The organism is Paenibacillus sp. FSL H8-0079 (assembly GCF_037991315.1).
GTDB lineage: Bacteria > Bacillota > Bacilli > Paenibacillales > Paenibacillaceae > Paenibacillus.
Genome location: NZ_CP150300.1, coordinates 2,424,730 through 2,445,399, shown reverse-complemented (window position 1 = coordinate 2,445,399; position 20,670 = coordinate 2,424,730). Strand labels below are relative to the sequence as shown.

Here is a 20,670-nt window from a genome sequence, read left to right as displayed (position 1 = left end):
TTACAGCAGCCCTTCCATCAGGTGAATCTTCACTTGCTGCTGTTCGATGTCCACATCAAGTACTACATCATCAATAACGGGAATCAGTACTTCTTTACCTGCTGGCGTTTTGACAACCCATACATCATTAGCACCTGGAGTCAAAATTTCAGAGATGGTTCCGAGCGTTTCACCCTCTTCGGTGATGACGGAACACCCAACGATTTGATGGAAGTAGTATTCACCTTCCTCCAATTCAGCCAGATTCTCTTTCAACACTTTGGCCACGCCGCCCTTAAACTTCTCTACTTCATTAATATTGCCATACTCTTTCAGACGAAGAATATACATATTCTTATGCAAACGTGAAGATTCCACGTTAACCATGACTGGATGATTATCTGGTGTAAAGAAAAACAACTCCGCATTTTTAGCAAAACGCACTTCCGGGAAATCAGTTAAAGGCATGATTCTTACCTCGCCGCGAATTCCATGCGTATTGACGATTTTACCTACATTCATAAACTCTGCCATATTTCCTCCTACGAAATTAAATCAAACTAAACAGCTACTTCGACTCTCGTACGGTCGTTCCGGCGACGGTTCGTTCTTTCGATCGCTGTTATCCTGACGCTTCTCCAGAATCGATCCCGTCCCCTGCACTGCTCCGAAGTCACTCATACCCAAAAATATTTTAATTCAATATCTAATCCAACATATTAAGTTCAGCATGCACGAAAAGGGGCTAGGACATGCATCCTAACCCCCTTTCGTATATCTTTAAGATATGATATCAACGGTAACCCGTTTATCCATCTTAACTGCTGCTGATGTGACGACCGTGCGAAGAGATTTTGCGATTCGTCCCTGTTTACCAATTACCTTCCCGACATCGTCAGGATGAACAGTTAACTCATAAACGACAAGCCGGTCTTTCTCAACCGTCCGAACCGTCACATCTTCCGGATGATCGACCAAAGCCTTAGCAATTATGCTTACTAATTCTTCCATAGATGACCCTCCGAATCAGCACTTTATTTAGATAATTTAGACTCGTGGAACTTCTTCATCACGCCCGCTTTGCTAAGCAAGTTGCGGACAGTGTCAGATGCTTGTGCACCGTTTTGAAGCCATGCCAATGCTTTATCTTCATCGATCTTAACAACAGCCGGTTGTTCAACCGGGTTGTAGTAACCGATCTCCTCGATAAAACGACCGTCACGTGGGGAACGGGAATCCGATACCACTACGCGGTAGAAAGGAGCTTTGTGAGCACCCATACGTTTCAGACGAATACGAACTGCCATTTGAAAATTCACCTCCTTCAATGAAATCTGTATATGATTTAGCTTCGCTTAATCAACGGAAAGGAAACTTCATTCCTTTACCCATACCTTTAAGCTGCTTCATAGCTTTGTTTTTACCGCCGCCTTTAGGTCCCATCATATCCGAGAACTGTTTCATCATGCGGCGCATCTCATCAAATTGCTTGATCAGACGGTTTACTTCGGCCAGTGATGTTCCACTACCTGTAGCAATACGTTTCCGGCGGCTATGGTTGATCATGTCCGGGTTGCGTTTCTCTTCAGTCGTCATTGAGTAGACGATCGCTTCGATCCGGCCCATTTGTTTATCATCAACCTTCAGGTCCTTAGCTTGTTTCATCTTACCCATGCCAGGGATCATATCCATGATCTGATCGATTGGTCCCAGCTTTTTCACCTGATCCATCTGCTCCAGGAAATCTTCAAACGTGAATTCTGCATTACGCATCTTCCGTTCCATTTCCTTAGCTTTATCGGTATCAATGTTTAATTGTGCTTTCTCGATCAGAGATAACATATCACCCATACCGAGAATCCGTGAAGCCATACGTTCTGGATGGAATGGCTCCAAAGCGTCAAGTTTCTCTCCAAGAGAAGCAAACTTGATTGGACAACCCGTAACTGCTTTGACGGAAAGTGCGGCACCACCACGAGTGTCGCCATCCAGCTTAGTCAGGACAACCCCGGTCAGATTCAATTGCTGGTTAAAGTGTTCTGCTACGTTAACCGCATCCTGACCTGTCATGCTGTCTACGACAAGCAGGACTTCATCCGGATTCACTACGCTGTGAATCTGGCGAAGTTCTTCCATCAGCTCTTCATCGACATGCAGACGTCCAGCCGTATCGATAATGACATAGTCATTACCGTTATCTTTGGCATGTTGAAGACCTTGACGTGCAATCTCCACAGGGCTTGTCTGATCTCCCAGTGTGAATACCGGCGCTTTGATCTGCTCGCCAAGTACTTGCAACTGTTTGATCGCTGCCGGACGATAAATATCGCCTGCAACAAGCAATGGTCTGCTGTTTTGCTTTTGCAGCATTTTAGCCAGTTTACCAGATGTAGTTGTTTTACCAGCACCCTGCAAACCAACCATCATCAGCACCGTAGGCGGTTTGTTCGCTTTAGCCAGTTTCGCCTGGCTTCCACCCATCAAATCCGTTAGTTCCTTGTTAACGATGTCGATGATGACCATTCCTGGCGTGAAGCTCTCCATCACTTCTTTGCCGACAGCCTTCTCTTTCACCTTGGCGATGAATTCCTTGACCACTTTGAAGTTTACATCCGCTTCGAGCAATGCCAGACGTACCTCGCGCATAGCCTCGGCTACATCTTCATCAGATACCTTGCCTTTGCCGCGCAGCTTACTGAACACATTCTGTAATCGGGTCGTTAATCCTTCAAATGCCATGATCCCACCTCCTTGACTTTAATACTGTTTTCAAGACCGATAAGTTCCACCCACCCGTTATGATCTTCTCATTCGCTGAGCTGGGCAACAATATCGTGTATTTGTTTGTTGTTATCAATGGAGACGCCTGCGCGTTCCAATGCATTTTGCAAATCTTCAAGATTGCGATTACGCCGTTCATGCTTTTCCAGCAAGGCTAGCTTGCTTTCGTAATTTTCCAGCACTTGTTCGGCACGCTTGATATGCTCGTATACCGCCTGGCGGCTGATTTCAAACTCGGCTGCAATTTCACCAAGTGAAAAATCGTCATGAAAGTAATACTTTAGAAAAGTCTGCTGTTTCTCAGTAAGTAACAATTCGTAAAAAGCAAACAGTAAGTTAATCCGGTTTGTCTTCTCAAGCCGATTTTCTTGACTCACATCGGGGCACTCCCTTCGTCAAGGAAAAACACTTTACACTCTTGCAACGTTCCTAATAATACCTAAAACAAATCAGGTTGTCAAGCAAAAATACTTGTCACAATAAAAACAGCTAAGATCACGTCCCATTTCGATGCTAAACCGGTGATTTCTGCCCTTTTACATGACAAGCAAACCCCGATCTATAACCTTTACACTCTACCTCTATGTAAAAGAAAAACGAATGCGTCTCAGCCAGTGGAGATGCATCCGTTTATGTGATCTAGCGAAGTGGTGTCAAGTACAGCAGTACCATGAAGAAATGAAGAATACTGCCTGCTAACACAAAGAGATGCCAAATCGCATGGTGGTATGGAAATCCACGCCACACATAAAAAAGCGTCCCCAGTGTATACATCAGACCTCCAGCTACCAGCAACACGATTCCGCCTGTAGGAATGGCAGCCATAAGCGGTTGCCAGGCAATAACGATGAGCCAGCCCATCGCAATATAGAAAATCGTGGACATGAATAAAAACTTTTTAGTGAAAAACGCCTTAAAGATCACGCCGAATAATGCGATTCCCCAGATTATACCGAACAGGGTCCATCCAAGTGTGCCGCGAACAGCAATAAACAAAAGTGGAGTATATGATCCGGCAATAAACAAATAAATAGATGAATGATCAAAAATCTCAAATAAATCTTTCACTTTTCCATCTTTCCATGCATGCACGAGTGTGGAGCTCGTATAGAGCAGTAACATGGTGATCCCATAGATCGTGAAACTGACCACATGCCAAGCCGTGCCTTTGATACTTGAAAATACAATCAATAGCACCAGTGCAGCTACACTGAGTGCAGCGCCGATTCCATGTGTCACCGCATTGGCGACTTCTTCACGGCGAGAATAGGTATAAGTATTGGCCATTTCAACCGTCCTTTCTAACCCTTTAAGCATTACCTTCTTTATTCCCATTATACACGTATTGCCAGTGACATTACACGTGACACTTATCACGTATATCACTGGCAATACGGTTAACGCTACTCATTTATTCTATTTATTAAGATCTAGGAATTAGCTTCCTCTTCTTCAGCACTTTCAGCTGGCTGTTCCTGGATCAATCCGGCGAACAAGGCATGCACAAATTGCTCCGAATCGAATGGCTGCAGATCGTCAATCTTCTCACCCAGTCCCACGAGTTTTACTGGCAAGTCCAACTCCTGACGGATCGCAACAACGATTCCGCCTTTAGCTGTACCATCCAGTTTCGTCAGTACCAGACCAGTTACGCCGCTTTTCTCACCGAAAAGTTTAGCCTGATTCAAGGCATTTTGGCCTGTTGTTGCATCCAGTACCATCAGTACCTCATGCGGAGCTTCCGGAATTTCACGCTGAATGACACGATAGATCTTGTTAAGCTCGTCCATCAGGTTCGATTTATTTTGCAGACGACCTGCTGTATCACAGAGGAGAACATCTGCGCCCCGTTGCTTCGCTGCCTGCACCGCATCATACATAACAGCTGCTGGATCTGAACCGGACTGCTGCTTGATAACATCTACACCGGCACGTTGTCCCCATACTTCCAACTGTTCGATAGCTCCGGCACGGAACGTATCTCCAGCTGCCATGATGACTTTTTTACCTTGTTGTTTAAAGCGATGAGCCAGCTTGCCAATCGTTGTTGTTTTACCAACACCGTTAACGCCGACGAACAAAATGACGGTAATGCCATCCGGGTTCATTTTCAATTCATTGTTCTGTTCACTGCGAAGAAGATCCGTCAGTTTCTCGGACAATACAGGCTGCAGTTCAGCCGCGTCCTCAATTTTACGTTTTTTCACCTCAACGCGCAGATCTTCGATCAGATTCATAACCGTATTCACACCAACGTCTGCTCCAATAAGAATCTCTTCCAATTCTTCATAGAACTCTTCATCGATTTTTTTGCGGCGGATAACGAGATCCGACACTTTTTCCACAAGCCCTTTACGTGTCTTTTCCAATCCATCCTTGAACTGTTTGGTCACTGACTCCGTTTTGCTTGCAATGCTGTCTCTAAGCTTCTTAAAAAAACTCATAAAGCCCCTCCATCGTGTACATAATCTGAGCGTTTGATAATGATGCTCAATCTAAATCAAATTTGAATGAATACAATGAGTTCATGTGTCTCGCAGGTTTGGATCAGATCAGGCAATTACAGCTTCTTCATCTTCCAGTTTAACCGAAACGAGCTTGGATACGCCGCCCTCTTCCATGGTAACACCGTACAGCACATCCGCTTCTTCCATTGTACCTTTACGATGGGTAACGACGATGAACTGGGTTTGTTCAGAGAACTCACGCAAGTACTGGGCAAAACGTACCACGTTGGCTTCATCCAATGCTGCCTCAACTTCATCCAGCACACAGAACGGTACAGGTTTGACATGCAGAATGGCAAATAACAAAGCCATCGCGGTCAAAGCCCGCTCCCCACCAGATAACAGCTGCAGGTTTTGCAGTTTCTTACCTGGTGGCTGAGCAACAATATCTATTCCCGTATCGAGCAAACGTTCAGGGTCCATCAGAACAAGGTCAGCACGTCCCCCACCAAACAGCTTGGTAAACACGGTACCGAACTCACGGCGGATCGCATCAAACGTGATTTTGAATCGCTTCGCCATCTCGTCTTCCATTTCCCGTATAACCTGATACAACGTAGTTTTAGCTTCCACCAGGTCATTCTTCTGTTCACTCAGGAACTCATATCGCTCATTAACTCGCTGGAACTCCTCAATCGCTCCCAGGTTAACCTCACCCAAAGCAGATATACTGCGCTTGAGCTTCTGTACCTCAGCCTGTGTATGTTCCACATCTTCCGGTACAGGATAACGCTCTTTAGCCAGTTCATAGCCCAGTTCGTATTCATCCGTCAGCTTCCGCAGTATATTTTCCAGCTCAACATCCAGCCGGTTCACGGAAATTTCCGTCTGTCGCATCTGCTCTTCCACCGCTTTCAACTGCGTGCGCTGTTCTTTCGTTTCGCTCTCGGCAAGCTCAAGCTTTTTCGACAACTCACTTCGGGCAGCACGTTTGAAGTCCAGCTCCTGTGATGCTTCTGCTTTTTTCAGCTTGTACTGATTCAGATCTTCAATCTGCTTGACACTCTCGGTCTGTGTTTTCTTGAGATCTGCCTCCATCGAAGCCAGCAACGTGCGATTCTGACGAAGATCTTTCACCAGCGACTCCACTTCCCGCTCCAGACGCCGCAATTGTTCCCCATTGGAGAATCGCTCCTGATCGAGCTTGCCTTCCCGTACTTTCAATTCAGTGAGTTGGCTCTGCAATTCTTCCTTCGCGGATTCATTGGCTTTCCGAGCAAACTCAGCTGCATGGATGGCACGATGAGTCGCTTTTTCTTCCTCTTCAAGCTGCTCCAGCTTCTTCACAGCGACGATGCGAGCGGTATCTAGCTCTTTGATCTCTTCGGTAAACCCGCTCTTCTCCTGCCCGGCAACAGCAACCTGTTCAAGCACGTGGCGAAGCTCATGCTCTACCTGTTTCATTTCCATCGAAGCCTGCTGTTCTGCATTTCGGGTATCGTCACCGGACTGACGAAGTTCGTCCAGTTTGTCCTGACACTGCTCCAGTTGAACTTTTACATCATCCACACTACGATGCAGTTTCACAATCTGATTTTCCGTATCCAAAATATCCTGGTCGAGCTGATCCAGTTGACGTTTCCGACTGAGCAGACTCACATTTTTCTTATGCTGGCTACCACCCGTCATGGAACCACCTGCATTAACCACGTCGCCTTCAAGCGTCACGACCCGGAAACGATACTGGCAACGAGCCGCAATTTTGTTCGCGACCTCCAGCGTTTCGGCAATAATAACATTACCTAACAGACTGCCAATGATCGAAGCATACTTGGATTCGAATTGTACGAGATCAGCACCGATCCCCACAAAGCCCTCCATGCCTTCAATCATGGAACGTTCAGCCGCGCCAATGGCACGTGGACGAATGACATCCAGAGGCAGGAACGTTGCACGGCCCAATTGACGTTGCTTAAGGAAAGCGATCGCCTGTCTGGAAACTGATTCATTTTCCATGACCACATGCTGCAAGGATGCTCCCATCGCTGTCTCTACCGCAAGTTCAATCTTCTCGGGAACTTTGACGAGTTCAGCAACAGCTCCATGAACACCGTTTAGTGTGCCTTTGCGTGAAGCCTTGAGCACCTCTTTGACACCCAGCATGAATCCGTCAAAATCATCCTGCATCTCTTTCATCGTATCGCGGCGGGAGACCTGAGCTTCACGTTTCTGTTCCCATTTACGGACTGTGCCCCGACTTTCTTCGAGCAGCTTCTGCAGCGACTGGAGTCGTTCGCTTTCCGTAATATAACCACCACGTAGATCACTGATTTCTTTGCCCAAACGAACAACCTTTTTCTCAATGTCCGCTTTGCGACTTTCCAGGGTCTCTTTCTGATCTTCCCATTTTCCAGATTCCTCAGCCGCGCGATTCATTCTGCGCTCCAGCGTTTCTTTCTGCTGGTCCACGTAACGAATTTCATTTCGTGTCTGGGCCATCTGATTCATCAGTTCCAGCAAGTTGCCTTTGAGGCTTTCCTCTTGCTGTTGGCTAATGCCACCTGTAACACCAATGAGTTTGGCCTCTTCCTGGGACAACTGATTTCTCACATCATTCAGTTCATGCTCAAGCTTGCCAAACTTCTCACGCAGTGCAAGCAGCTCGGTTTCCCGTTCGCGATGTCTCTCTTCACTAGCCGTAAGCGTTACTTTGAGCTGCTCCTGATTCGTTTGCAGATGGTGCGAGCGTTCCTTGAGCAGTTCCCCAAGCCCTTCACTTTTCTCCGTCGCTTCACTGAATTGCAATAAGGCGGATTGCAGTTGCTCTGTCTCTGTTTCCAGGATACGCAGCGCATTCCGATCATTTTCCAGCTTGGCATCATGCGTAGAGACAATCGCTGCGAGTCCAACTTCTTCCTGTTTTAGCGATTGCAGTCGCTCATTTGCCTTACTCCAGGACGCATGAATCTGTTCAATCTGATACACATACATGGAAATTTCCTGCGATTTGAGCTGTGAACGAAGTTCCTTATAATGGATTGCTTTCTCCGATTGTTCCTTAAGCGGACCAATCTGATCTTCCAGCTCGGTCACGAGATCATGAATCCGCAGCAAATTCTGCTCTGTCTCATCCAGTTTGCGCGTAGCATCCCGCTTGCGGGATTTATATTTAACAATACCTGAAGCCTCTTCAAAAATGCCCCTGCGATCCTCTGAACGGGTACTCAGAATCTCTTCGATTCGTCCCTGTCCAATAATCGAGTAGGCTTCTTTACCAATGCCGGTATCCATAAACAACTCCGTGATATCCTTCAAACGACAAGATTGCTTGTTGATAAAATATTCGCTGTCTCCGCTGCGATGTACACGACGAGTCACCGTCACTTCACCGAAATCCAATGCAAGTGCGTGATCCTCGTTATCGAGCGTTAACGAAACTTCACCGAAATTAACGGCCTTCCGTGCGTCACTACCTGCAAAGATGATATCTTCCATCTTGCCACCACGCAGCGACTTGGCACTTTGTTCCCCCAGAACCCAGCGGATGCCGTCCGATATATTACTCTTTCCACTTCCGTTCGGACCTACAACAGCCGTAATGCCACGAACGAATTCCATCTCCGTTTTGTCGGCGAATGACTTGAATCCACCCAATTCAATCCGTTTTAAAAACATAGGGTTTCTCGTCACCTCCTCTTGCAAATTTCAAGTATTGCATTCAAGCGCCTAAATAAATTGAACCAAAACAAGGTTCAACTTATTTAGTTAACGATCAGGATAACTCCCCCTGAACCTCTTTACAAAAAAAAGAGCAAAAAGCAGTCCGGCCGATTACTTCCGCCGGGGCGGACCCGCGGGCTGCTCTTTGCTCTTCGTTTGTCTATGCGCTATCGGTTAAGCTCCGGCTTCCGGAAGCTTCAGTCGATCAAGTGCTGCAGATGCAGCCTGTTGTTCCGCTTCCTTTTTGGAACGCCCTGTACCTCTGCCAAGCCGTTCTTGACCCATATGGACCTCCGAGACAAACTCACGTTCATGGGCAGGTCCCCGTTCCTCAACGATACGGTATTCCAAAGCTCCCATATTGTGATGCTGAGTAAGTTCCTGCAGTTCCGTTTTGTAATCACTCATTTGCAGCTTGCTGCCCAGAACGATTAATGGGAATACATGCTGGTCGAGAAATGTCCGAACAGGCGCAAGCCCCTGATCCAGATACAATGCACCAATGAAAGATTCAAACACATCTGCCAGCAGAGCCGGCCGTGTCCGTCCTCCAGTTAGTTCCTCACCTTTACCAAGAAGTACATACTGCCCAAAACCCAACGCTTCAGCAAATTTGACGAGGGAAGGCTCACAGACAATAGATGCCCGCAGCTTAGTTAATTCACCTTCCGGACGGTTAGGATACAAATGATACAAGTATTCCGATACAGTCAGTTCCAGCACGGCATCGCCCAGAAACTCCAGACGCTCGTTGTCCTGATGCTGACTGAACCGGTGTTCGTTTACATAAGAAGCATGGGTAAACGCTTGTTTTAAAAGCTGCCTGTTGTCAAATTTGATTTGAAGTTTGTGTTGTAACTGCTTCAGATCTTCACTCAAACGAACTAGCCCCTTATGCTTCAAATTTTTTGAGAATAATGGTGGCATTGTGACCGCCGAATCCAAATGAATTGGACATGGCAATATTGACTTTAGTTTGACGTGGAACATTTGGTACATAATCCAGATCACATTCCGGATCCTGATTTTCCAGGTTAATCGTTGGAGCCAGTGTCTGATGTGTCAGTGACAATCCGCAGATGACCGCTTCTACACCACCAGCAGCGCCAAGCATGTGGCCCGTCATGGATTTAGTAGAACTCACTGCGAGCTTGTACGCATGGTCACCAAACGCCTTTTTGATCGCAAGCGTTTCGGATCTGTCGCCTACAGGTGTCGAAGTTCCGTGTGCATTGATGTAATCCACTTCTTCAGGCTCAATACCCGCATTACGAAGTGCCATCTTCATGCAACGTGCTGCTCCGTCCGGATCTGGTTCTGTCATGTGATGTGCATCGCCAGTCAGACCGTAACCGATCACTTCACCATAAATACGTGCACCACGTTTTTGAGCATGTTCCAGGGATTCCAGAATCAGAACGCCCGCGCCTTCGCCCATTACAAAACCATCACGATCTGTATCAAAAGGACGGCTTGATTTCGCAGGATCGTCATTACGTGTTGACATTGCGCGCATCGCACAGAACCCTGCAAGACCCGTTGGTCTGATTGTTGCTTCCGCACCACCACAGATCATGGCATCTGCATCACCATTGGCAATCAGCTTGAAGGAATCTCCGATGGAGTGTGTACCTGTTGCACAAGCGGTAACAACGTTAATGTTAGGCCCTTTGGCACCAAGAGAAATGGACATTTGGCCTGAAGCCATGTTCGAGATCATCATGGGAATGAAGAATGGACTTACCCGTTTTGGACCTTTTTGCAGCAATGCATTATGTTGGTCCTCCCAAGTTCCCAATCCGCCAATACCTGATCCGATAGATACACCAAAACGCTCTGCATCAATGTTCTCGTTAATTTTCAGACCACTGTCTTCAACGGCTTTAAAACCAGCTGCAACAGCAAACTGTACAAAACGGTCCATTTTGCGAGCATCCTTGCGATCCATGTATTCTTCCGGGTTGAAATCCTTGATCTCGGCTGCAATCTGTGTCGTGTATTCACTTACATCAAACGCCTCAATCTGAGAGATTCCGGACTTACCTGCCATTAAACTGCCCCAGAACGTTTCCAAATCTTTTCCGAGCGATGTCATTACGCCCATTCCGGTAATTACTACTCTTTGTTTCAAACCGACTCACCTCTATATCGACTGCATTACGCAAGTATTTTGTGGGAATATCCGCAAACAGGCATCTATTCAACCAAGATCGGTAGACCTGCTTGAGTAGAGCTGCTTGCGGAATGAGAAAAACCAATGAATGATGAGAAGTCCCGCCTGTTCGAAAACATGTGCGGGACTAAAATGACTTTAGGTATGAGATTGTATGTACTTAACAACTTCACCTACGGTCGTGATTTTTTCTGCATCTTCATCAGAGATTTCCAAATCAAATTCATCTTCCAATTCCATGACCAATTCCACTACATCCAAAGAATCAGCACCCAAATCTTCTTTGAAAGATGCTTCAAGTGTAACTTCAGCTTCGTCTGCGCCCAAGCGGTCGACGACGATGCGTTTTACACGCTCCAATACATCGGACATCCGGTTCACCTCCTTCTTTGGTATTATACGAGAATCGCAGGCAAAATGCCATAGAAGACATATGCGGCTCCCGGCCGGGGAACCCGGCCTTTTTCCGGCATTTCGGATCGTCCAGCGCCTGTTCCCCGACTATTGTTCAAGTCCGGGAAGAATTACATGTACATGCCACCATCAACATGCAGCGTCTGCCCTGTCATATAAGATGAAGCCTGTGAGGCCAGGAAAGTAACTACACCGGCGATTTCATCCGGCTGACCCAAACGGGACAACGGAATACCACTTAGCATACCGTCCACCAGCTCCTGGGACAACTCTTTTGTCATATCTGTCTCAATGAAACCTGGTGCAACACAGTTAACTGTGATTCCACGAGAAGCCAGTTCACGAGCAGATGCCTTCGTCAGGCCAATGACTCCTGCCTTGGCAGCAACATAGTTCGCTTGTCCAGCATTACCGAGCACACCTACAACCGAGGAGATATTGATAATTCTTCCCGACCGTTGTTTCATCATTGGACGTGTAACCGCCTTAAGGCAGTTAAACACACCTTTGAGATTGGTTTCAATAACCTGATCGAATTCTTCCTCTTTCATACGCATGATCAGATTATCACGGGTAATCCCGGCATTGTTCACCAGAATATCAACGTTGCCCCATGCTTCGAGTGTAGCTTTGACCATTTGTTCAGCTTCATCCATCAGGCCAACATTGGCTTGAAGTGTAATTGCCTTGACTCCTTTGGCACGAATCGCTTCCGCCACTTCCTCAGCTGCCGCTTGACTGCCCGCATAATTCACGGCTACGTTCGCTCCAGCCTCAGCTAGTGCCAGTGCAATACTGCGCCCAATGCCACGGGATGCCCCGGTAACGAGTGCATTTTTACCTTCTAATGGTTTAGACATAATCATTCCTCCTTTCCCCAAATCTATATCAGTTCAACCAAAGAATGTTTACACTTGCCAATCCGATGACAGAATAAACTTCCGATCGCTGTTATCCCCAGATTTTTTTGATTCCCTTTTCTAAAGGGAAAATCCGGTGATAAAGGCGCACGCTCCGCTTCTTCAGTTTTTTCTGTCCTCTCCGTTCTCGTGTAAAAAGTTTAGTTTAACTCATATAACTCCTTCTAATTCACTTGCCGTTGCTTCGAGCGTTTCAAGACTGTTCACATTATACAGTTTTACGGTTTTATCTGTTTTTTTAATCAAACCGGTCAATACACTGCCAGATCCAATCTCGATGAACGTATCCACGCCTTGCTCAATAAGCCATGTCACACTGTCTTCCCATAATACAGGAGAATAGACCTGAGCTGTTAACAAATCCTGAACTTGTCCATTCTCTGCAGGTCTTGCAGTCACATTAGCGACTACAGGGACCGCTGCCGGTGAGAACGTGACGGTTTTCAGTTTTTCTTCCAGCTTCTCAGCTGCACCCTTCATCAATGAAGAGTGGAACGGGCCGCTTACTTCAAGTAGAATGGCGCGTTTGCCGCCAGCTTCTTTCACTCGTTCCGCGACCGCAGCTACGCCTTCCTTCACACCGGAAACGACGATTTGTCCAGGACAATTGATATTGGCAAGTTCAACCGCATGACCACTTTCAGATACGTCACGGCAAAGCACCCCCAGCGCTTCCCGATCCGCACCCAACACAGCAGCCATCGCTCCTTGTCCACCCGGTACTGCCTGTTCCATATACTGACCACGCGCCCGTACAATGCTCACTGCATCAGCAAACGAAAGAACGCCTGCTGCCACTAGTGCACTGTATTCTCCCAGACTGTGTCCAGCCGTATAGTCAGGCTGAATTCCTTTTTCTTTGAAAGCTTCAAGCAAGGCAATACTTGCTGTCAACAGAGCCGGTTGTGTATTTGATGTCTGTTTCAACTCGGTCTCTGGTCCTTCAAATACAAGATTGCTCAGCGAGAAACCCAATGTTTCATCCGCTGTACGAAAAATCTCGGTTGCCGCAGGCACGGACTCATATGCGTCTTTCGCCATACCTACAGCCTGTGATCCCTGACCGGGAAATACAAATGCTATTTTACCCATCCCATTCATCTCCCAGCTGTCTATTTTACCAAACGAGTACGGATGCGCCCCATGTCAGACCGCCACCGAATCCAACCATCAGAACGGTATCTCCGGCTTTCATACGACCTTCCTCGGCTGCTTCTACCAAAGCAAGTGGAATGGAAGCAGCAGATGTGTTTGCATACTTATCCACGTTGACTACAACTTTCTCTTCAGGAAGTTCAAGTCGCTGCATGGCAGATTGGATAATCCGAATATTCGCTTGGTGAGGAACAAACAGATCCACATCCGTACGCTCCATACCAGCCTTGCGCAATACCTCGATCGTAGCCGTACCCATGACACGTACCGCAAACTTGAATACTTCACGACCGTTCATATAGATGTAATGCTTTTTATTTTCAACGGTCTCTGCGGTAGCAGGCAAACGGGAACCGCCGCCTTCCATCTGAAGAAGACTACCGCCAGCACCTTCTGCGCCAAGATCGAATGCTTTGAAGCCACGGCCTTCCGGAACTTCACCAACGACCACTGCTCCTGCGCCATCACCAAAGAGGACACATGTGTTACGGTCTGTATAATCCGTAATACGAGACAAGCAATCCGCACCAATAACAAGTGCGTTGTTGTACATGCCACTCTGGATGAAGCTCGTAGCACTCGCCAAACCATATACAAATCCGGAACATGCAGCTGACAAATCGAATGCCGCCGCACCTTTTGCACCCAGTTTGTCCTGCAGAATGCAGGCTGTCGATGGGAACGAAGAATCCGGAGTAATGGTTGCAACAATAATCAGATCAAGATCACTGCCTGTCATGCCTGCAGATTCAAGGGCTTTAATAGCCGCTTCATATGCCAAATCGGAAGTTGCCTGATCGGGTGCAGCAATATGACGCTCTTTGATTCCTGTACGACTGACGATCCACTCGTCATTGGTATCGACCATTTTCTCCAGGTCGCTATTCGTCAAAATTTTCTCAGGCACATACTTCCCTGTACCAATAATCCCTACTGGGCGCAAATTATTCATGTCGTCACTCACTTCCCGCTAATTTCCTTAGATATGCTCTCTACCAGCTGATTCTGCACTGCAATCCGAGCTTGGCGCACAGCATTTTTGATGGCATTGCCATCAGCAGATCCATGACTTTTCACAACCAGTCTGCTCAAACCGAGGAGCGGCGCTCCGCCATGCTCCGTATAATCCAGCTTCCGTTTCAACCCACGTAGCTCAGGCATCAGTACAGCCGCAGCCAGTTTACTTTTGAGAGAAGATGAGAATTGTTCCTTAAGCAAGGCGAAAATGGCACCTGCTGTGCCTTCCAGCGATTTCAGCAGTATATTTCCTGCAAAACCGTCACATACAAGCACATCACAAGCACCGGTCAGCACATCACGTGCCTCTACATTACCGACAAACCGAATTGGGAGTTGCTCCAGTAAAGGATATGCATGTTTGGTCAACTCATTTCCCTTGCCTGGTTCTGTTCCTACATTGAGCAAGCCCACTCTTGGAGATTCTATGCCCTGTACTTTTTGCCGATACAAACTGCCCATCAGGCCATATTGTGCAAGATGCTCCGGCTTGGCATCCATATTCGCTCCAAGATCAAGCGCAAGTACTCCCACATCATCAATCGTTGGAATCATGGGTGCAAGCGCCGGGCGTTCAATGCCTTCCATACGACCTACAACAAGCAAACCCGCTGTCATCAGCGCTCCGGTATTGCCCGCCGAGATCATCGCGTCCGCCTCGCCCTCTTTCAGCATGCGGCCCGCTACCACCATGGAGGCATCCTTCTTGCGACGTACAGCTTTAACGGGTTCATCATCCGATCCAATAACTTCGGAAGCATGCCGGACCGTCAGATTGGCAGGTCTCACACCTGACTGACTCAAAAGAGGCTCCAGCTTGGCTTCATCGCCGATCAGGACGATCTGTGTATCCGCCCATTCCGTGGCTGCGGCAATCGCACCTTCTACCGTTGATGCAGGTGCATTGTCGCCTCCCATGGCATCAATGACGATTTTCATTCCAAATGACCTCCTTCTCCGCTGTCTTCTCCACCTGAATGGTAGATTACAAAGTTGCCTTGAAACACCATCTCTTCACCTACATAGGTGAATACTTCCACTTTGGCTTTGCCCTTTTGACCGGGAATCGATCTCACATAAGCCTTCGCAATACACTTCTCTCCCAAATGAACCGAGCGGACAAAACGAATGTCTGCTGATGCAGTCAACGCGATCTCGTCATTAATAATCGCTACAGCCAAAGAGTTAGCCTGTGCAAAGACATAGTGTCCACGTGCAATGCCTGTTCTGGAAAACACGTGTTCTTCCTTAATCTCAAACAAGGAAATCCCGCTTTTGTCCAGCTGCAAATCCACTATATCACCGATAATCTCATGCAGGGGCAACGAACGTACCTGATCATACGAGCGCTCTGCCATAAGTTTCATCCGCTCCCGAAGTTCGGGTATTCCAAGTTCCAGCCTGTCAAGACGAATCGTCTGAATACTCACCTTCAATTGGCGCGTAAGTTCCTGATCCGTCACAAACGGGTTTTCTTCTATCATTTTGGTTAACTGCTGTTGCCTCTGTCTCTTCGGTACACGTTCGATGCCTGACACCCCCCGCTGTATCGTTTACGGAACCGTCCCATCCGGCCAGTTCAACCATTCTTTCCTGTTGCTTCTATAGTTGCATCCCTGGTCACCAGGGTCGTTCTCAAACGGATCATGGTTCATCTATATGTAACGTCAAATCTTAGAACCTGGTACTAAACTATAGTATATCTCATCCGGTGTCAAAAAGAAAGGCTGGCCTAACAAAAACAATTCACCCTTGTGGCACACGGATTTCATGCCTACTAACTCATTCTGCCGACACCCTTTAATCCAAAAAAAGTAGCACCTCATCGAAATGAAGTGCTACTTAATGTCCAACTATTATTGAGAGATGATCTCTCTTGCTTTGTACGTTCCGCACACTTTGCACACGTGGTGACTAAGTTTAAGTTCGCCACATTGTTCACATTTCACCATGCCCGGTACAGCCAATTTAAAGTGAGTGCGACGTTTGTCGCGACGCGTCTTGGACGTTCTCCGTTGAGGTACTGCCATTATTCCCACCTCCTTATCAAAATCAACCTTTGCAGGTAGTCTTAAAATGTTCGATTTTCAATCATGCTCATTTAAAAAAATCCTTGAGCCCTGCAAGCCGCGGATCGATAACCTCGTTATCACAACCACAGTCACCTTCGTTCAGCTCATGGCCACACTTAGGGCATAACCCTTTGCATGTATCGCTACATAGCGGTATAAACGGAAGATCCAGCAGAAAAGCTTCCTCGGCACAACCCTTCAGATCAATGCTATCTCCATCCACATAGAGTGTATCATCGTCTTCGTGTAATTCCTTTGGCTGTTTTCCCTGCTTGAATTGCTCATGAAAATCAATATGAAAATGTTCATTGATTGGCTTAAGACAACGGGAGCACAACATGTCCACTCCTACAGTCAGCTTGCCATGAACATCCACAACGTCACCTTCTCTGAATTCTGCAGATAAGTCCGCAGTCAGCGGGGTAACGGCTGTGATATCTTGTCGGTTAGAAACCAGTTCCTTGATCTCCCACTGTTCGTTAAACTTCAGGGGACCATCACTGGTAGCCACTTTGCGAAATGGCATTAACATTTCCATCACTCCAAACGAAACCAATTTCATAATTCGTATCAAACGTATCACGACAGTTATACAGGTCAAGCCTGCTTTTGTAAAGCAATAAATCCTGACTGTATGTATTCTGACGATTCATCGTTAAAAGTATTATGAAATTGACTTAACAAACAAAAATCATTATACCGATTTTTCAAGACGTTTGTCAACACTTTTAACTTTACACCCTATTTTAAAATCAATGGCTCAGAACCGTTTACTCCATCTGGTCTATTATAGACTCACTTCAAGATAAACTACAAGTCGTCATTTTAGTTGTAGTTCCTTGCAAATAGCGGTCACATTTCGTTAACGTTTAGTGTGATCTATGTCACACAGACCCGCTTGCCCCCTATCTATACTTGCTATAAACCGAAGCACGATCAGCTCCATGACCGATTTATTATCCAACTATTTCATATTATATCGGGAGGGAAAATGTATGTTAAACGAGCACACAATTAGAGTCATTAAATCTACAGTCCCCGTACTTGAAGTCCACGGCGAAGCGATCACACGCCATTTCTATGAAACGATGTTTACAGCTCATCCGGAACTGCTGAATATTTTCAATCACGCAAATCAGAAACAGGGACGACAGCAAGCCGCTCTCGCCAATATGGTATACACCGCTGCCCTGCATATCGATAATCTGTCCTCCATCCTGCCTGCCGTCCGGCAAGTTGCACATAAACATCGCAGCCTGGGTATCGTTCCCGAGCAATATGCGATTGTCGGCACCTATCTGCTGCAAGCCATCAAAGATGTGCTTGGAGACGCGGCAACGGATGAAATTATCACAGCGTGGGGCGAAGCCTACAACGTCATTGCAGACGCCTTCATCGGGATCGAACAGGATATGTATACGGAAGCGGAAAACCAGACGGGTGGCTGGGAAGGATTTCGTACTTTCAAGGTTGCCAAGAAAGTGCAGGAAAGCGAAGTCATCACGTCCTTTTATCTTGTTCCAGACGATGGTCAGCCTATTGCCAGCTATGAACCCGGACAATATATTAGTATCAAAATCCAGCCAGAGGCACAGTCATTTACCCAGATTCGTCAGTATAGCCTTTCAGACACCCCGGGTAAACCCTACTATCGTATTTCCGTTAAACGTGAGCGAGGTGTATTAGAGCGACCTGACGGAGTTATCTCTACGCATCTCCACGATCACATTGAAGAAGGCAGTCAAGTGGAACTATCGGCTCCTGCTGGCGACTTCACGTTGAATACAGAGGATAAACGTCCTGTTGTGCTGCTTAGTGGCGGCGTTGGCTTAACGCCAATGATCAGTATGTTAAACACGCTGGTTCAAGTAAACGATAACCGTGAAATTACTTTTTTACATGCAAGTCCAAATGGTCAATCTCACGCTTTCCGTGATCATGTGAACAGTCTTGTCGAATGTAATCAGGGTGTTCAAGCTTATTATTGTTATACACAACCTGAGGATTCTGATCGCGAAAATGAGTGTTTTCATAAGGAAGGTTACATGGATGCCACCTGGCTTCGTCAAGTGATTGATGAACTGGATTCCACTTATTATCTGTGTGGGCCAGTTTCGTTTATGCGGGCAATCTATACGGAGCTTCTGGCGCTTGGTGTTGCAGCAGACAACATTCATTATGAATTTTTCGGACCCAAAGCTAGTCTTTCTCCCGCACCGGAGAGTGTCTAAACGTTCTGAATATGACAAGTTATATGCAAAATCAGGTAGTCTAATAAGGTGGTGAAATACGGTTCATTAAATATTAAAATGCGGTCACCAGCTTCTTCGCACCATTTTAATATCATAGGACTTATGCTTGAAGGCACGGTCTGACATCTGCTGATGTTGGATTTGTGCCTTTTTTCATTGGTCTGACAGATTCGGTGATTTGATCTAATAGAGGTCATCGCCTATGATGGAATGGATGTTATACATACTCGGTTATCCAATCGAAAGGAGTACGTCTAATCATGAAAGCCGTAGGCGTCATTGTTGAATATAACCCCTTGCACAATGGGCATGTCTATCATTTGCAGGAAGCTCGGCGGCTAAGCGGCGCAGACGCCGTTGTTGCAGTTATGAGCGGCCCTTTTCTCCAACGTGGCGAACCCGCCATCGTGGGTAAAAGGGCGCGCACCGAAATGGCGCTGCACGCAGGCGCAGATCTGGTGCTTGAACTGCCGGTGGCTTACGCGGTACAACCGGCAGAGTGGTTTGCCTTCGGTGCGGTATCGCTGCTGCACCGCACCGGCGTGGTGGACTCGCTCTGCTTCGGCAGCGAGTCCGGCGACCTGGACAGCCTGCAGCGCATTGCGCGCGTGCTGGCTGTCGAGCCCGCAGGGATGCGCGAGGACATCGCGCGCCGCCTGCGGGAAGGCGCCAGCTACCCCGCCGCGTACGCAGGCGCGGCGGCAGCGCTGGCGCCCGGCGGCGTCGATGCTCAGGACGCCGCTGCACTGCTGGAGCAGCCCAACAATTCGCTTGGGCTGCACTACCTGATCGCGCTGCAACGACTCGGCAGCGCGATCCAGCCCTTTACGGCGGCGCGTACCGGTGCCGCGTATCATGAGGCGACGCCCGGGCCGGGGGCGATCGCCAGTGCCACAGCCGTCCGCCGCCTGCTGATGGCGGACGGGCCCGATGCCGCCGCGCCATACGTGCCGGCGGCAACCCTTGCCATTCTGCATCGCGAATGGCAGGAAGGGCGCGCTCCCATACACTGGGAGCGCTTTGCACAGCCGCTGTTGCACCTTGCGGCCACCCGACGTACCTCCGAACTGGAACGCATCGCCGAAGTCACGGAAGGCCTGGAACACCGGCTGACCCGTACACTCGCTCAGCTCCCGGAGCCTTCAGTCGAAGCACTCCTGAATGCACTGAAGACCAAACGTTACACACGCACAAAGCTCCAGCGTATGCTCGCCCACCTGCTCCTGAATCACACCAAAGCCGAGTGTTCACCAGATCAATTGGCTGCCGGACCCGGATATCTCCGTGTACTTGGATTCAATGCTCAAGGACAGAGCCTGCTTAAACAGATGAAGAAGACCGCGTCGCTTCCTGTTGTGCTGAAACCGTCGACGTTCACACACAATCAGCTTGAACTGGATATACAAGCTCAGGTAGCCTATGGACTCGCTTGCGAGCATAAGGACACACGCAGGATGTTCAGTGATTACTATGAGTCACCTGTGAGACTATAACCCGCTTTTGACCATAAGGCTTAATCTCCTAAAGAGCTTCTCATTCCATCATCAAACAGATCATTGATATCCGCTATTCGACACTCAACTATACAAGTAAAAAATCCCCTTGTTGCGCGCCACTCAGGCACATTGCAACAAGGGGATTTACTTATTAACTTCTGTTGATCTTCTCAAATCTCTTGATCACATTTCATTGCAATCCATTCTTTTGATTTCAGCCGTTCTTCCCAACGATCCGTTTCAA

20 protein-coding genes are annotated in these 20,670 nt (G+C 47.5%); 2 read left to right on the top strand and 18 right to left on the bottom strand.

Going from position 1 to position 20,670, the window contains the following annotated elements; genetic code table 11:
* The 18 genes from rimM to MHI06_RS10960 all read right to left on the bottom strand — a co-directional run bounded on the left by rimM (position 1) and on the right by MHI06_RS10960 (position 17,210).
* On the bottom strand, positions 1–513 hold the full coding sequence (gene rimM / locus MHI06_RS11045; RefSeq protein WP_169478509.1) for a ribosome maturation factor RimM: 513 nt from the start codon (positions 511–513) through the stop codon (positions 1–3).
* Between the two features lie 246 nt (positions 514–759).
* Complete coding sequence (locus MHI06_RS11040) at positions 760–990, bottom strand: KH domain-containing protein (protein WP_017689218.1); 231 nt, start codon at positions 988–990, stop codon at positions 760–762.
* Positions 991–1,013: 23 nt separating this feature from the next.
* A complete protein-coding gene (rpsP, locus tag MHI06_RS11035; RefSeq protein WP_017689219.1) occupies positions 1,014–1,286 on the bottom strand; it encodes a 30S ribosomal protein S16 in 273 nt (90 codons plus the stop codon).
* Positions 1,287–1,338: 52 nt separating this feature from the next.
* Positions 1,339–2,718 (bottom strand): signal recognition particle protein, encoded by a 1,380-nt coding sequence (ffh, locus tag MHI06_RS11030; RefSeq protein WP_017689220.1) that lies wholly within the window; start codon positions 2,716–2,718, stop codon positions 1,339–1,341.
* 68 nt (positions 2,719–2,786) lie between these two features.
* Positions 2,787–3,137 (bottom strand): YlxM family DNA-binding protein, encoded by a 351-nt coding sequence (gene ylxM, locus MHI06_RS11025; protein ID WP_169478510.1) that lies wholly within the window; start codon positions 3,135–3,137, stop codon positions 2,787–2,789.
* Between the two features lie 262 nt (positions 3,138–3,399).
* A complete protein-coding gene (locus MHI06_RS11020) occupies positions 3,400–4,047 on the bottom strand; it encodes a hemolysin III family protein (protein ID WP_062833766.1) in 648 nt (215 codons plus the stop codon).
* Between the two features lie 143 nt (positions 4,048–4,190).
* Positions 4,191–5,204 carry a signal recognition particle-docking protein FtsY gene (ftsY, locus tag MHI06_RS11015; protein WP_169478512.1) on the bottom strand — a complete coding sequence of 338 codons (1,014 nt, stop codon included), beginning with the start codon at positions 5,202–5,204 and terminating at the stop codon, positions 4,191–4,193.
* A gap of 108 nt (positions 5,205–5,312) precedes the next feature.
* Complete coding sequence (gene smc / locus MHI06_RS11010) at positions 5,313–8,882, bottom strand: chromosome segregation protein SMC (RefSeq protein WP_340401484.1); 3,570 nt, start codon at positions 8,880–8,882, stop codon at positions 5,313–5,315.
* A 219-nt stretch (positions 8,883–9,101) separates the two neighbouring features.
* Positions 9,102–9,806: a ribonuclease III gene (rnc, locus tag MHI06_RS11005; protein WP_036670338.1), complete on the bottom strand. Its 705-nt coding sequence runs from the start codon at positions 9,804–9,806 to the stop codon at positions 9,102–9,104.
* Between the two features lie 13 nt (positions 9,807–9,819).
* Positions 9,820–11,058 (bottom strand): beta-ketoacyl-ACP synthase II, encoded by a 1,239-nt coding sequence (fabF, locus tag MHI06_RS11000; protein WP_169478514.1) that lies wholly within the window; start codon positions 11,056–11,058, stop codon positions 9,820–9,822.
* Between the two features lie 180 nt (positions 11,059–11,238).
* Positions 11,239–11,472 (bottom strand): acyl carrier protein, encoded by a 234-nt coding sequence (gene acpP, locus MHI06_RS10995; RefSeq protein ID WP_017689227.1) that lies wholly within the window; start codon positions 11,470–11,472, stop codon positions 11,239–11,241.
* A gap of 152 nt (positions 11,473–11,624) precedes the next feature.
* Entirely contained in the window at positions 11,625–12,374 is a 750-nt protein-coding gene (fabG, locus tag MHI06_RS10990; RefSeq protein ID WP_017689228.1) for a 3-oxoacyl-[acyl-carrier-protein] reductase, read from the bottom strand.
* Positions 12,375–12,584: 210 nt separating this feature from the next.
* Positions 12,585–13,526 carry an ACP S-malonyltransferase gene (gene fabD / locus MHI06_RS10985; RefSeq protein WP_340401483.1) on the bottom strand — a complete coding sequence of 314 codons (942 nt, stop codon included), beginning with the start codon at positions 13,524–13,526 and terminating at the stop codon, positions 12,585–12,587.
* Positions 13,527–13,551: 25 nt separating this feature from the next.
* Positions 13,552–14,541 carry a beta-ketoacyl-ACP synthase III gene (locus tag MHI06_RS10980; protein ID WP_145319004.1) on the bottom strand — a complete coding sequence of 330 codons (990 nt, stop codon included), beginning with the start codon at positions 14,539–14,541 and terminating at the stop codon, positions 13,552–13,554.
* Positions 14,542–14,549: 8 nt separating this feature from the next.
* Positions 14,550–15,545: a phosphate acyltransferase PlsX gene (gene plsX, locus MHI06_RS10975; RefSeq protein WP_017689231.1), complete on the bottom strand. Its 996-nt coding sequence runs from the start codon at positions 15,543–15,545 to the stop codon at positions 14,550–14,552.
* Entirely contained in the window at positions 15,542–16,090 is a 549-nt protein-coding gene (fapR, locus tag MHI06_RS10970) for a transcription factor FapR (protein ID WP_062833760.1), read from the bottom strand. The genes plsX and fapR overlap by 4 nt, the downstream gene beginning before the upstream one ends.
* A 372-nt stretch (positions 16,091–16,462) precedes the next feature.
* Positions 16,463–16,636, bottom strand: a complete 174-nt coding sequence (gene rpmF / locus MHI06_RS10965; protein ID WP_017689233.1) for a 50S ribosomal protein L32 — start codon at positions 16,634–16,636, stop codon at positions 16,463–16,465.
* A 67-nt stretch (positions 16,637–16,703) separates the two neighbouring features.
* Complete coding sequence (locus tag MHI06_RS10960; RefSeq protein ID WP_340401482.1) at positions 16,704–17,210, bottom strand: DUF177 domain-containing protein; 507 nt, start codon at positions 17,208–17,210, stop codon at positions 16,704–16,706.
* Positions 17,211–17,673: 463 nt separating this feature from the next.
* On the opposite strand from MHI06_RS10960, the gene hmpA reads away from it, so the two are divergent.
* Both hmpA and MHI06_RS10950 read left to right on the top strand, forming a co-directional pair.
* Positions 17,674–18,909 (top strand): NO-inducible flavohemoprotein, encoded by a 1,236-nt coding sequence (gene hmpA, locus MHI06_RS10955; protein WP_340401481.1) that lies wholly within the window; start codon positions 17,674–17,676, stop codon positions 18,907–18,909.
* A gap of 281 nt (positions 18,910–19,190) precedes the next feature.
* Entirely contained in the window at positions 19,191–20,423 is a 1,233-nt protein-coding gene (locus MHI06_RS10950) for a nucleotidyltransferase (RefSeq protein ID WP_340401480.1), read from the top strand.
* Positions 20,424–20,670 lie beyond the last annotated feature (247 nt).